Origin of the sequence: Rhodococcus sp. NPDC058532 (assembly GCF_042719255.1) — a bacterium.
In the GTDB taxonomy this organism is placed as follows: domain Bacteria; phylum Actinomycetota; class Actinomycetes; order Mycobacteriales; family Mycobacteriaceae; genus Rhodococcus_G.
The window spans coordinates 97777-111723 of record NZ_JBHXNU010000015.1 but is presented as its reverse complement, the minus strand read 5'-3'; the positions used below and the strand labels follow the sequence as shown (position 1 = coordinate 111723).

The 13947-nt window shown below is 70.9% G+C and carries 9 protein-coding genes; 3 read left to right on the top strand and 6 right to left on the bottom strand.

Annotated features, from left to right (window positions below):
• The first annotated feature begins 81 nt into the window (after positions 1-81).
• Together ACFWQG_RS17785 and ACFWQG_RS17780 are read left to right on the top strand one after the other, a co-directional pair.
• On the top strand, positions 82-1482 hold the full coding sequence (locus tag ACFWQG_RS17785) for a carotenoid oxygenase family protein (RefSeq protein WP_378508963.1): 1401 nt from the start codon (positions 82-84) through the stop codon (positions 1480-1482).
• 90 nt (positions 1483-1572) lie between these two features.
• Positions 1573-2733 carry an alkane 1-monooxygenase gene (locus ACFWQG_RS17780; RefSeq protein WP_378508962.1) on the top strand — a complete coding sequence of 387 codons (1161 nt, stop codon included), beginning with the start codon at positions 1573-1575 and terminating at the stop codon, positions 2731-2733.
• Between the two features lie 185 nt (positions 2734-2918).
• Here the strand turns inward: ACFWQG_RS17780 and ACFWQG_RS17775 are convergent, their stop codons facing one another.
• Positions 2919-3869 (bottom strand): hypothetical protein, encoded by a 951-nt coding sequence (locus tag ACFWQG_RS17775; protein WP_378508961.1) that lies wholly within the window; start codon positions 3867-3869, stop codon positions 2919-2921.
• Between the two features lie 749 nt (positions 3870-4618).
• Positions 4619-7705 (bottom strand): (Fe-S)-binding protein, encoded by a 3087-nt coding sequence (locus ACFWQG_RS17770; protein ID WP_378508960.1) that lies wholly within the window; start codon positions 7703-7705, stop codon positions 4619-4621.
• A gap of 351 nt (positions 7706-8056) precedes the next feature.
• Here ACFWQG_RS17770 and ACFWQG_RS17765 point away from each other — a divergent pair, with 351 nt between their 5' ends.
• Positions 8057-8743 (top strand): ammonium transporter, encoded by a 687-nt coding sequence (locus ACFWQG_RS17765; protein ID WP_378508959.1) that lies wholly within the window; start codon positions 8057-8059, stop codon positions 8741-8743.
• 121 nt (positions 8744-8864) lie between these two features.
• Here the strand turns inward: ACFWQG_RS17765 and ACFWQG_RS17760 are convergent, their stop codons facing one another.
• The 4 genes from ACFWQG_RS17760 to ACFWQG_RS17745 form a co-directional block, all read right to left on the bottom strand.
• Entirely contained in the window at positions 8865-9005 is a 141-nt protein-coding gene (locus ACFWQG_RS17760; protein ID WP_378508958.1) for a hypothetical protein, read from the bottom strand.
• Positions 9006-9241: 236 nt separating this feature from the next.
• Positions 9242-10531, bottom strand: coding sequence for a S1 family peptidase (locus ACFWQG_RS17755; RefSeq protein ID WP_378508957.1), 1290 nt, complete (start codon positions 10529-10531; stop codon positions 9242-9244).
• A gap of 198 nt (positions 10532-10729) precedes the next feature.
• Positions 10730-12073 (bottom strand): protease, encoded by a 1344-nt coding sequence (locus ACFWQG_RS17750; protein WP_378508956.1) that lies wholly within the window; start codon positions 12071-12073, stop codon positions 10730-10732.
• Positions 12074-12169: 96 nt separating this feature from the next.
• Positions 12170-13903, bottom strand: a complete 1734-nt coding sequence (locus ACFWQG_RS17745) for an Hsp70 family protein (protein ID WP_378508955.1) — start codon at positions 13901-13903, stop codon at positions 12170-12172.
• Positions 13904-13947 lie beyond the last annotated feature (44 nt).

The following is a 13947-nucleotide window of genomic DNA, read 5'->3' as shown; positions in this document are numbered from 1 at the left end:
AACCGTGCGCCGAACGGCTGCGCGCCCGCGCCGAGGGGAGGACGATGGGACGCGGTCAGTGCCGACTTGGAAGTGGTTCACATGAGCGCACCCGGAATTCCTCGCCCCGCCCCGGTCGACGTCGCGCACCACACCCACCTGACCGGGGTGTTCGCGCCGCAACGCGCCGAGGTCGACGTCCCCGACCTTGAGGTGATCGGCGAGATCCCGCCGGAACTGCACGGCGCCTACCTGCGCAACGGGCCGAACCCGCGGTTCGATCCGATCGGCAACTACGTGTACCCGCTCGACGGGGACGGGATGGTGCACCGCATCGAACTCGACGGTGGCCGCGCCAGGTACACGAACCGGTTCGTCCGAACCCCGATGGTCGTCGCCGAGGAACGCGCCGGGCATGCCATCTGGGGCGGCGTCACCGACCTCTACACCCCGGGCGTCGACGAGGTCGGCCCCGAACTGGCGGGCACCGGCCGGGACCTGCCCGACATCAACGTCGTCCGGCACGGCGGCAGGCTGCTCGCGATGGCGGAGGCCGCCCCGCCGTACCGACTCGACCCGACCGACCTGGCCACCCTCGGCAGGGACACCTGCGACGGCGCGATGGCGGTCGGCAGCACCGCGCACCCGAAACTGGACCCGGTGACCGGTGAACTGGTGCTGTTCACCTACCTCCTCGACGCGCCGTACCTGACCTGGTCGGTGGTCGCGGCGGACGGGACGGTGGCGCGGGAACCGACGGTCGTCGAGGGCCTGCGTGAACCGCTGATGATCCACGACATGGCGCTCACCGAACGCTACGTGGTGCTGGTGCTGTGTCCGCTCGTGTTCGACCTGGCCGCCGCGCTCACCGGCGGCGCGCTGCTGGACTGGCGCCCCGACGACGGCACCCGGGTCGCGCTGATTCCCCGCGCAGGCGGACCCGTCCGGTGGGCGGACTGCGAGGCGTTCTGGGTGTGGCATTTCGCCGGTGCCCGCGACCTCCCCGACGGGCGGGTGCAGGTGGACTACGCGCAGTGGGCGTATCCGGGCGGGTTCGCGGACCTGGACGCACCATGTGTCGGCGGACTGGTCCGCGCGACCGTCGACCCCGACCGCGGCGCCATCGACCGTCAAGTCATGCACGACCGGGACGTCGAATTCCCCCGCATCGACGACCGCACCCTCGCCCGCGCCCGCGGCCGGATCGCGACCATCGGCAAACGCGGCCCCCGCGACGGCCACATGGACTCGCTGTGGTTCTTCGACCCCGACGCGGGCACCGAGACGTCGTGGGATCCGGGGCCGCTATCCGTCGGCGAACCGATCCACCTGCCCGGCACCGGATCCGACTACTGGGGGATGCTCGGCACCGACCGGGAGACCATGGCGTCGTGGTTCGTGATCCTGCCCGCCGACGACCCGGCGTCCGGGCCGGTGGCGCGGGTCCGGATGCCGATCCGGGTGCCCGCCGGACTGCACGGGGTGTGGCTGCCGCAGATGTGACCGAGACGACCCTCCATCGCCTTGTCGGGTGCGCCCAAGTTGGTGATACTTACCGGCGCGTTAACAAGCGCAGGCCACTAGGACATCGGCATGGGAAGTGACGTGACCACCGATATACACCCGGTGAGTGAAGAACTCACCTCGGCGCCTCGGACCCCGTGGCGGGATCCCAGGCGTTACTTCTGGTTGCTGGGCCTGCTGGCCCCGCTCAGCCCCTTCGCGGCGTGGGTGCTGGTGGAGCTGTTCGGGCTCGGACTGTTCTGGGCGGCAGGCGCGATCCTGCTCGTCGTGATCATCCCGCTGGTGGACCTGGTGTCCGGTGTCGACAAGTCCAACCCGCCGGACCGGGTGATGGCCGCACTCGAGGACGACCGGTACTACCGCTGGTGCACCTACCTGTTCCTGCCGATCCAGTTCGCCGGGCTGGTATTTGCCTGCTACATGTGGACGACCGCCCCGATGGGCTGGCCCGAACGGTTTGCGATGGCCGCGACCGTGGGCGTCGTCGCGGGTGTCGGGATCAACGCCGCCCACGAACTCGGCCACAAGCGCCCGCAGCACGAGCGGTGGCTCGCGAAGGTCGCTCTCGCGCAGTCGTTCTACGGGCACTTCTACGTCGAGCACAACTTCGGGCACCACCTGCGGGTCGCCACCCCGGACGATCCGGCGTCCGCGCGCTACGGCGAGTCGTTCTGGGCGTTCCTGCCGCGGTCGGTGGTCGGGGGTGTCCGCTCCGCCTGGGTGTACGAGAAGGCCCGCCTCGCCCGCCGCGGCCTGCGCACCTGGAGTCCGCGCAACGACGTCCTCAACGCCTGGGCGATGAGCATCGCGCTGTTCGCGGTGCTGATCGCCGCGTTCGGGTGGAGCGTCGCGCCGTGGCTCGTGGTGCAGGCGGTGCTCGGCTTCACGTTCCTCGAGGCAGCGAACTACCTCGAGCACTACGGGCTGCGGCGCGCCAAGAAGGCGAACGGACGCTACGAGCGCGTCGCCCCCGAGCACAGCTGGAACAGCGACCACGTGTGCAGCAACGTCTTCCTGTACCACCTGCAGCGGCACAGCGACCACCACGCAAACCCGTTGCGCCGCTATCAGACCCTCCGCTCGATGCCCGACGCCCCGCAACTCCCCGCCGGCTACGCGGTGCTGATCGTGCTCGCCTTCGTGCCGCCGCTGTGGCGTCGGGTGATGGACCCGCGGCTGCTCGAGCACTACGACGGCGACCTGTCCCGGATCAACCGCGTCGGCACGTAGCCGCGCCGGTCGCCCTGTGCACAGGGGTGTTGTGGGGTGCGCGGGGGTTTTCGGCGTGTAGTTCGTGTGTGGGTGCGGGGACGGGTGTGTGCACAGGGGTTCTGGTGTGTGCGGCGGTGGACGGGTGCCGCGGCGTCGTCAGTGGGCGTGTGCCAGGGGTTGTCGTGCGTGCGGCCGAACGACGACTATCCGACCGGCGGCATACGGACGATGCGTCCAGTGGGTGGCTCGGACCGCCGGGCACGGTTGAGCGCGCGCCGGATCCGGTCGGCGATCACCTCCGGCGTCGTCAGCTCCTCCCACGTCCAGCGCACCACCTGCCAGCCGGCGTCCCGGATCGCGTCCTCCCGCTTCTTCTCCGCGACCAGCACGTCCTCCGGGAGCGTGCCGTCCGGGACGAGGCGGCCGTACTTGGACAGTCCGTCGAACTCCCCGACCACACCGTCGAACAGGAAGTCGACGCGACCGAGCAGGACGCCCTTGTGCGAGTGCAGCTCCGGTTGCAGGTCGGGCAGCGGCAACTGCTCGCGGACGAGGAGTGCGCGGCTTCGGGTCTCGCCGACGCTCTCGGAGCGGCCGTCCGCCATGCGCAGCACTCGACGGATCCGGTGAGGGTGCTTGCGCGCGGGCGTCAGGGCGGCCTCGAGTGCGGCCTGATCGACGGCGCCGACGTGCAGGGCGTGGTCCGCGGCGACGAGTGCCTGCTCGAATCCCAGAGTCGCGGCCAGGTCGACGACGGTCCGCGCAGGAGTGGTCACGCGGAGACCGTCGACCGTCGTGATGTCGCTGTCCGGTAGCGGTACCGAGTGCACCCGACGCCGGCGGCTCAGGCTGCCGCCCGACGACCTGTTGCGGGTCAGGTGCACCCGCGCCAACGGAGTGCTCCACAGGTCGAACCCGTGGACCACCGCCGCCGACTGATGGCTCAGCACGGCCTCCGGTGACGCGACATCCAGCACGGCCTCGGCAACAAGCCGGTGGCGCGCCTCGGCACCGAGCTCGAGGTAGGCCTCCGCGTGGGCGAACCGCCCGGGATGCAGTCGCTTCCACACCCCGGTCCGGCACTGCCGCTGCAGTTCCCGGTCGGTCGCCCCGCGCCGCAGCGCCTCTTCTCGTCGAATGAATTGTTCCCCCATGCCGATATCGTGCCCGGCCTCGACGCGCCCGCACACCCGTCGACGCCAACCTGTGGATAACTGCGCGCAAACTGTGGACAACGTCGTTGTCGGACGCGGTGGCGTGCGCTATGGGTGGTGTCCGATTTGGCCTGTGCACAGAGGGATTCCCTGGCGTGCAGGGGTTTTCGGCGTGCAGTGGGGGTGTGCGTGCGGGAAGTGGTGTGTGCACAGGGGTGTTGCGGGGTGCGCGGGGGTTTTCGGCGTGCAGTGGGGGTGTGCGTGCGGGAAGTGGTGTGTGCACAGGGGTGTTGCGGGGTGCGCGGGGGTTTTCGGCGTGCAGCGGGGGTGTGGGTGCGGGAAGTGGTGTGTGCACAGGGGTGTTGCCTGGCTGACACCGTCGGCGTCGATCGCGGCGGTCGCGGGCCCTGTGTGGTCGGCGGGGGTGTGCGCAGGGGGGTGTTGTGGGGTGCGCGGGGGTTTTCGGCGCACAGTGGGGGTGTGCGTGCGGGAAGTGGTGTGTGCACAGGGGTGTTGCCTGGCTGGCACCGTCGGCGTCGGTCGTGTCGATCGCGGCGGTCGCGGGTCTGTGTGGTCGGCGGGGGTGTGCACAGGGGTGTTGTGGGGTGCGCGGGGGTTTTCGGCGTGCAGTGGGGGTGTGGGTGCGGGAAGTGGTGTGTGCACAGGGGTGGTGCGCGGGGGCGGGGCGGGGCGCCCGGACGCAGAGCGCGCCCCCACCGGTGCGGTGGGGGCGCGCTCTGCGTGCTGCGCTACTTGCGGCCGGGGGCCTTGGCGCCGGGCTTGAACCCGAGCCCGCCTGCCTTCGGCTGCGGCGGCGCCGGCGCCTCGGCTGCGGGGGCCGCAGGAGCGTCCGCGACCGGCTCGGCGACCGGCTCGTCCGCCGGGGCCGTCTCGACGGGTGCGGCCGCCGGAGTCGCGGGGGCTGCGGCCTTCCGCGCACCGGGGGCCTTCGCGCCACCCTTGAACCCGAGCCCGCCTGCCTTCGGCTGCGGCGGTGCTGGCGCCTCGGCAGCGGGCGCCACCGGCTCCTCGACGGCCGGGACCTCGGCAGCAGGCGCGGGCGCGGCAGCAGGCGCTGCCTTCTTCGCGCCGGGTGCCTTGAGCCCACCCTTCATCTGCAGTCCACCGGGCTTGGCGACGGGAGCCGCCGGTGCCTCGGCGGCAGGCGCCGCAGTGTCGGCCGCCGGTGCGGCGGGGGTCGCGGCCTTGGCGCCCGGTGCCTTCGCGCCGGGTGCCTTGAGCCCGCCCTTCATTTGCAGTCCGCCGGGCTTGGCGGTCGGCGCGGCGGGAGCCTCGGCTGCGGGAGCGGAAGCGTCGGCGGCAGGAGCGGCAGCCTTCGCGCCGGGTGCCTTGAGCCCGCCCTTCATCTGCAGCCCGCCGGCCTTCGCGGCGGGGGCGCCTGCGGCGGGAGCCGCACCGCCGCCGGGTGCCTTCGCACCACCCGGTGCCTTGGGGCCGCCCTTCATCTGCAGCCCGCCCGCCTTCGGGGCCACCGGCGCCGCGGCGGGAGCTGCCGCGGCCGGAGCCTCGGCGACGTCCTCCTCCGCGACCGGTGCGGCCTCGGCGACGACCGTCTCCTTCGGCTTCTGCACGACCTTGATGTTCTCGGTCAGCTGCGCCGAATCGAGGCGGGTGATCGACTCGAGCATCATCTGCGCGACGTCCACGACCTCGACGCCCTCGCCCTGGCCCGACTCCTGGCGTGCGGTGACGCCGTCGGTGAGCATGACGCGGCAGAACGGGCAGCCGGTCGCGATCTTCTTCGGATCCGTGGAGAGAGCCTCGTCGACGCGGTCGACGTTGATCCGCTTGCCGAGCTGCTCCTCCATCCACATGCGGGCACCGCCAGCGCCACAGCACATGGACCGCTCGCCGTGCCGCGGCATCTCCTTGAGGTTGGAGCCGGTCGCGGCCATCAGCTCACGCGGCGCGTCGTACACCTTGTTGTGCCTGCCGAGGAAGCACGGGTCGTGGTAGGTGACGTCCTCCTGCACGGAGGCGACCGGGATCAGTTTCTTCTGCCGCACCAGGCGGTTGAGTAGCTGGGTGTGGTGGACGACCTCGTAGCGGCCGCCGACCTCCGGGTACTCGTTGCCGAGCGCGTTGAAGCAGTGCGCGCAGGTGACGACGATCTTGCGCTTGGACTCCTCGACGCCGTCGAAGAGGTTGTCGAGGACCTCGATGTTCTGCATCGCGAGCTGCTGGAACAGGAACTCGTTGCCCGCGCGGCGTGCGGAGTCGCCGGTGCAGGTCTCCTCGGCGCCGAGGACCATGAACTTCACGCCAGCGGTGGCGAGCAGCTCGGCGACGGCCTTGGTGGTCTTCTTCGCGCGGTCCTCGTATGCGCCGGCGCAGCCGACCCAGAACAGGTACTCGTAGTCCTCGAACGTCTCCGCGTCCTTGCCGAAGACCGGGATCTCGAAGTCCATCTCGGAGATCCAGTTGAGCCGGTCCTTGGAGTTCTGGCCCCAGGGGTTGCCCTTGTTCTCGAGGTTCTTGAACAGGCCAGCCAGCTCGGACGGGAACTCCGACTCGATCAGCACCTGGTAGCGACGCATGTCGATGATGTGGTCGACGTGCTCGATGTCGACGGGGCACTGCTCGACGCAGGCGCCGCAGTTGGTGCACGACCACAGCGTCTCGAGGTCGATGACCGGGGCCTGCTCGCCCGCGGCGACCAGCTCGGCGGTCTCACCGACCAGCCTGCGCTCGGCCTCCAGCCGCGCGGCCTCGGGAATCTTCGCGAGCGCGGCCTCGTCGACGTTACCGTCGGCGTCGACCAGGCCGACCTCGTCGCCGCCCATGTCCTTGCGGCCACCGGCCAGCAGGTACGGCGCCTTGGTGTAGCCGTGGTCGCGCAGCGACATGATCAGCAGCTTCGGGGACAGCGGCTTGCCGGTGTTCCAGGCCGGGCACTGCGACTGGCAGCGTCCGCACTCGGTGCACGTGGTGAAGTCCAGCCAGCCCTTCCAGGAGAAGTCCTCGATCCGTCCGGCGCCCAGGGTGTCGGTGTCGGGGTCGACGTTGTCCATGGTCAGGGCCTTGCCCTTGGACATCATCGGCTTCGCGGCGCCGAGGGCGACGTCGCCGTCGTCCTCACGCTTGAAGTAGATGTTCGGGAACGCGGAGAAGCGGTGCCACGCGACGCCCCAGGTGATGTTGCGGCCGACGACGTAGAGCCAGACCATGCCGGACATCAGCTTGATGAACGCGAAGATCGAAACCATGACAGCGCTGGACGGCAGCAGGTTGGCCACCTGCATCGTGAAGAAGTCGGTCCACGGGTTGGCGTGGCCCGTCATCGCGATGCGGCCGGCCTTCACCATGATCATGCCGAGGCCCTCGACGAGGACGACGATCTCGACGAAGTAGGCGGGCCCGAACTTGGAGCCGCTGAAGCGGGAGAGTCGCGCGGGAACGCGCGGGTGGTTGAGCTGACGCAGCACGATCAGTGTCACGATGCCGACGACGGTGCCGATGCCAAGGATCTCGTCCCACAGATGCCAGGCCCATGTGTTGCCGAAAATCGGCCAGTGGAACTCGGGGTTGAACGTCTGCCCGTATGCCTCGAACCACAGCAGGAAGCCGCCGAGGAAGCCGATCATGACGAGCCAGTGCGCCCACCCGACGGTGCGGAACTTCTGCATCCGGGTGTGCGCGATGAACTCGACGATCATCTGCTTGAAGCGGGGGAAGAACGGGCGCCAGCGGTCGGGCGCGGACTGCCCGATCATGACTGTCTTGCCCATGGTCCAGGCCCCGCTCAGGAACGAGGCCCAGCACACGAGGCTGAGCAGTACGCCGATCGTGCCCAACGTGATCGTCAGGGCGTTCATGTCACGGCCTTTCCTTCTCCAACGGCATTCGGCAACGGCAACAAGAGTAAGCCACCGTAAGTTACCCGCCGGTAGCATGGTCGTTCAAGACGGCATTCGTCGCTGCGTGTGCCGGTCATCGGCCCGGCGTCGCAGTAGTGCTGTCGGACACGGTAAGTCCTCGGCTATCGGGCGTTTAGTGCAGGTGAACCTAACTTGGACAACCGACCGGTAACTTAACCTCGCAGAATGAGGGTGTCCTTACCCTCGCTCAACGACATTGTTCTCAGCCGTCTCACAGACTAGGGTTCGCGTGATTGTGTGTCTTTTCGCGCGCAGCGCGCGTCTGCAACTCTGGAGGGGAATCACAGAATGAAGCTCAGGAAGTTCGCCGTCACCTCGATGCTCGCGGTCGCCGCGCTCGGTGTCGGCGCGGGTACCTCGTACGCCAACCCCGCCGCCGAGGCTCCCGAGACCATCGACTGGAAGTCCAACATCGAGGGCACCTCCGTCGTCACCACCATCGACGCGGGCGCGTTCAAGGTCTCCGGTGACGGCAAGAACATCGAGCTGCAGGACGGCAACGGCAACGCGGTCGTCAGCCTGCCGCTCGCCTTCCAGCTCAACACCCTCCAGTTCCCGATGGAGCAGAAGATCAGCGAGGACGGCAAGACCGTCACCCTGACCCCGGTCTTCGACCTCGGCAAGGCCAAGCCGATCGCCGGTGACGCCACCGCGCAGCCGATCGACGGCTTCGGTCTCGCCGTCAAGGACATCGCCTCGCCCGAGGAGAACCTTATGGCGCAGAGCACCTTCAACTCGCAGCTCGCCGTCGCGACCGCAGCGGGTGGGCTTATCGGCACCATTATCGGTGCCGGCCTTGGATTCGCCGGGATCATTGGTGGGCCGGCGGTGCTGGTCGCAGTTCCGGCGGGCGCGGCGATTGGTGGAGTCGTCGGAACCATCGCGGTTGGTGGTCCCGCTTTGATCGCTGCGGGCATCGGGCTGGGACAGACTCTGATGGCCGAGCCTGGCACCACGATCTACGCGAAGAAGTAGCCCACGTACCACGCACAGCGGCCCGTCACCTCATCGAGGTGACGGGCCGCTCCGCGTTTGGCGCCGTAGCGCCCGGGAGCCAGTCGAGGCCGGGTATGTCGACCGGCCTCGACTGGGCGGATCAGGAGAGTCCTGCGCCGCCAGCGTTTGTCGCAATCTTGAACACGTAGCCGAACACGGTCATGCCGAGATCCAGCACGGTTCCCGCGTCGGATCCGGTTCCGGCGTCGGGGGTGGTGGCGTCGGCGATGTCTGCGAGCATGGCACTTCCTTCGTGTCGTGTGGGCCGACCACGGGCCGGCGGCTTCCCGACTGGATCCCCCCAGTCAGTTCGTCCAATTCGTTGTCGGTGCGAAACAGATTCGCCAGCAACAACTTCGGGCATCCTACCGTGCCCGCTCCCGGGCCGGTGCCGCTACCCCGTCCCGAAAAGCAACTGTGCGTGAGTTTTACCCCAATCGGGGTAAAACTCACGCACAGGCGCGAAGCGCAGATCAGTTAGCTGGTGCGGACCTTGAGGCCGGGGTTGTCGGCGAGGATCGCGTTGATCGGGGTCGCGAACAGCTGCGTGCTGTCGCCGAGGACGGTGGTGACGACGGCGGCGAGCTCGCAGAACTTCAGGTCCGCGACGTTCGACGCGCTGGAGATGCCGAGAGCGCGGTCGCCGGTGACGATGGTGCCGCCGCTGTCGCCCTGCAGGGCACAGATGTTCGCGGAGAAGCCGCCGCGCAGGGTGCGCTGGCCGACGCCGACGGTCTGGTTGACGGCGTTGATGGTGCCGCACGTGAAGCCGGTGGTGAGACCGGACTTGCACACCGGCGCGCCGACGACCGGGTCGGCGGTGCCGGTGATGCGCAGCGGCGACCGGCCGGGGACCCGGACCAGGTTGTTCTGGAAGCGGTGCTTGGCGGCGTCGTCGATGCGGATGATCGAGTAGTCCAGGCCGTCGAGGTGGGTGCGGGCGAAGGTGCCGATGTGCGGGCCGAAGGTGCCGTCGGTCGGCATCTGGAACACCTGGGTTCCGGGGGCGCCGCGGTTGGGGTCGCAGTGCCCGGCGGAGATGTTCACGGTGCGGCCGGAGCCGTCGGTGCCGTTGAACCCGAGCGAGCAGCGGAAGGCGCCTGCCGCGTTCTCCGCCGCGTACGAGTCGCCGCCGAACAGCGCGTCGGCGGGGGCGCCGCCGTTGTCCACGGCCTGCGGGGCCACGGACCCGAGCGCGGGCTGCAGTGCGAGCACGGCGCCCTGCAGGAAGTCGGGCAGCTGCAGGCCGCCGAGGTCGACGGTGTCCGCGACCCGCAGCACCAGGTTGTTGTTCACCACATCGACCGCGGCGCCGCCGACGAGGTCGGCGAGCGGCTTCGGCAGCTTCGCGATCCAGTCCTGCGCCTTGGTCAGCTGGTCGTGCAGGGCGCGCTCGCTGTGCGGCAGGTCCTTGACCGTGTACCCGGCGTCCTCGACGGCCTTGCGCGCCGCGTCGGCGTCCTGCCCGGAGGCGAGCCCGATCAGCGGAACACCCGCCTGGTCGAGCCAGGCACCGGCGAAGGTATCCGGGAACTTCGCGCGCAGATCGTTCGCGAACGCGACCAGCTTCTGCCCGGCCTCCGCCTTCTCCAGGTACTGCTCGGGGGTGAGCCCGAGGTCCCGCTGCACCGCCGCGACCAGGTCCTCGGGGAGGGTGGTGGTCGGCGCCTGCGCGGCCGGTTCGGCGTGCGCGAGGGCGGCGGGAGCGAGCAGGAGCAGGGCGGCCGAGCCGATCATCGCGGCACGGCGCGCGCGGATGCTGCGCATGGGGACCTTCCGGGTCGGTGACGTGCAGTGTTCGGAACCTGCACAGTGCAGTCGGGCATGCGAACACGACTCGAGCACCGTGGGGTGGTCGCGTCGAATGCCCCTGACTATATGGCCTCGGGTGGCGTTGCCGCACCGTCTCATCCATTTCGCGACGGATGTCGGGATCGGCACCGCCGGTGCTGGTGCGACGGCGGGTCAGGCGGGCGCGGGCACCGACCGCACCCGCAGGTCGGCGCCGAGGGCGGCACCGGCGCGGCCGACGACCTTCTCGATCGGGATGCCGATGCTCGCGGTGCCGCCGTCGAGGGCGAGGACGAGGTTCGCCTCGGTGCAGTTCGGGGCGCCGCTCGCGTTGGAGCCGGACGTGATGCCGAGCGCGCGGGTGCCGGTCAGGATCGCGCCGCCGCTGTCACCGCTGAGGGTGCAGGTCGACCCCGCGAAGCCGCGGACCAGGCGGGAGGACCCGTCCATCATCTCCAGCGGCACGTCGACGGACTCGGCGAGCACGATCCCGCAGGTGAACGTCGACGACTGCCCCGACTTGCAGATCGGTGCGCCGACCACCGGGCGGGCGGTGCCCGTCACGGTGACGGTGGTGCCGTTCGCGCCGCGGACCGTCGGCTGGTCGAGGCCCGCGTCGACGCCCGCCCGGTTCAGCTTGATCACCGAGTAGTCGAGGCCGCCGGAGTCGATGCCCATCTCGGAGTGCGCGAAGCTGCCGACCTGCGTGCTGCGGGTGACGTCGACCGGGTTCGGCAGGTACACCGGCGAGCCCGCGGTGGCGCCCGGCTGCTCCTGCACGGGGTCGCAGTGCCCGGCGCTGAGGTTGTACGGGGTGCCGTCGCCGCCGACCGCGTTGAACCCGAAGGAACAGACACCGATCTGCTCCGGCGTCGTCGCCGCGGACATCGGCTGCGCGGTCGTCACGTAGGTGTCGCCGCCCTGCGGCCGCGGATCGACCGGGCCGCCGCGGTCGGGGGACAGGACCACCTGCAGGCCGGCGAGCAGGGTCGGCAGGTTCAGTGCCTGGCCGATCGGGCTGTTCACCACGTCGATGACGACCTGATTGTTCAGCACGTCCACCGAGGTGGAGTTGATCTGCGAGGAGATGTCCTTCGGCAGCGCGGTGATCCAGTCGTTTAGCTGCGCCCGGGCGTCCTCCAGCTGCCGCTCGGACACCGCGGCGATGTGGGTGCCGTACCCGTCGCTGGCGACCTGCTGAGCGGCCTCGGTGGAGGTGACGGCGACGATGGGACGGCCGTCGGTCGCGATCCAGGACCCGGCGAAGGTGTCCGGGGCGGAGGCCCGCAGCTCGTCGGAGTAGCTGCTGAGCCGCTGCGCCAGCTCCGCGCGCTGCAGGTACTGCTGCGGCGTCAATTTCAGGTCCCGCGCGATGGCCTCGACGAGTTCGGCGGGCAGCTGCTGGACGTGCTCCTCGCTGACCAGGCGTTCACCCGGTGCGGCCTGGGCGAGTGCGCCGGCCGTGAGAAGTGAGGCAGAGGCCAGGATGGCGGCGCGCAGCGCCAGCGGCAGACGCATGAAAACCCTTCTGGAGGCGATCGAGACGGGGGACAGCGCCCCACCATAGGGGAAACCGGGGGACGGTGTCCGTCGGTGCAGGTGGCGGGGTTTCGGTCAGGATGCGACGGGGCCCTTGTCGTCGGGTTCGGGCTCCGGTTCCGGCGCGGGTGTCGTCGTGGTCGTGGTGGTGGTGGTCGTCGTGGTGGTGGTCGGGGCGACGGTGGTGGTTGTGGTGGTCGTCGGCGGCACCGTGGTCGTTGTGGTTGCGGTGGTCGTCGTCGGGCGCGCCTGCGTCGTCCGGGTCGGTATCGACGGCCGCGCGGTCGCGGTGGTGGGGGCCGGTGCCGCGGTGGGCAGCGGCTCCCAGGTCGTCGGCGCCGCCGGGGCGACCGCGACCTCGGCGGTCGACACCGGGACCGTCGACGTCCGCCGCGGGGTGGTCGTCGGTGCGGCGGACGCCGTCGTCGTCGGCTGCGGTTCGAGATGCGGATGTGGGGTGCCCGCCGTGCCGTCGGACCCGGACAGCGCCACCGCGCCGACGAGTGCCGCAATGACGAGGGCCGCGCCGACACCACCGCCGACCATCGCCGCCCGGTTCCGCGGCTCCCCGGCCGGGGCGGTCACCGCCGTCACCGGTGCCGCCTGCGCGGCGGGCTGCACGGCCCGCCCGGGCCCGGCCTCGGTGAACGCGGTCGGCGTCGCGGGCGGCGGCACGGCGGGCAGCGAATCGGTGTCCGCCTCGGAGTCACCGGCGGCGATCGCACCCACAGCGGCACCGACGCCGGCGGCGCCGGCGATCGCGGGCACCCCCGCGCCGCCCGCCGCGAGGATCGCCGCACCGTGCGTGGCCGTCCGACCCGGATGGGGTGCGGTCACCGCCGGTGCGGGCAGCGCCTCCGCCAGCGCCGACAGCAGCGGGATCGCGGCGCCCCCGCCGGTCAGCAGGACCGCGGACACCGCGGCGGGGTCGAGGTCGTGCGCCCGCGCGGTCTCCGGCACCAGCGACAGCGCCCCCTCGAGCGGCCCCCGCAGGATCTCGTCCAGGTCGGCGCGGGTGAGGGTGACCGACGCGCCGCCGCCGACCGGCACCGGCACCACGACCTCGGTCGCCGTCGACAGCTGCTCCTTCGCGGTGCGGCAGCACGCCCGAACCCGGTCCAGGTCGGCGCGGGTGGCCGGGTCGGCGGGGTCGATCGGGCCGAGGTCCGCGTCGGCGGCGCCGAGCACATGCTCGGCGATCATGCGGTCGATGCCGTCGCCACCGAACCGGGCGGCGAACGTCGACGGCGGGAGCAGCAGCGGGGTGGCGCCGGTCCGCACCAGCGACACCGTCACCCCGGCGGCGGCGAAGTCGCACACCGCGACGACCGCGCCGTCGGCCGGGTTCCGGTCGGCCTGGTACCACCGGACCGCCGCCGCGGCGTCCGGGACCAGCGTCACCGCGGACAGCCCGGTCCGGTCGAACGCGGCGCGCTGCGCGGCAACCAGGGTCTTGCTCCACCGCGCCGGGTGGGTCGCGACGACGGTCGGGTCCGCGGGCAGCCCGGGGAAGTGCCGGACGGCGGTCGCCAGCAGGCTTGCCGTCGCGGTGGCGACCAGGTCCTCGGCGAGGTACCCGGTGCCGTCGGCGCCGGCGACCGCCTCGGCGTCGCCGACGCGGGCGACGAAACCGCTCAGCACCCCCGGCTCGTCCGCGGGTGCGCCGAGGGTCGCGGCGGTCGGGGACACCCGCAGGGTCGCGGGCTCCACCAGCACCGGCGGGTCGGCCAGCGGCGCATCCGAGGCCTGCACGACCGCGACCGCCTCGGTACTTCCGACACCGAGCCCGATGCCGTGTCCGACCGTCATTTCCCTGCCCCATCTCCTCGGTGAGCCGACGGGTCACAGTATCG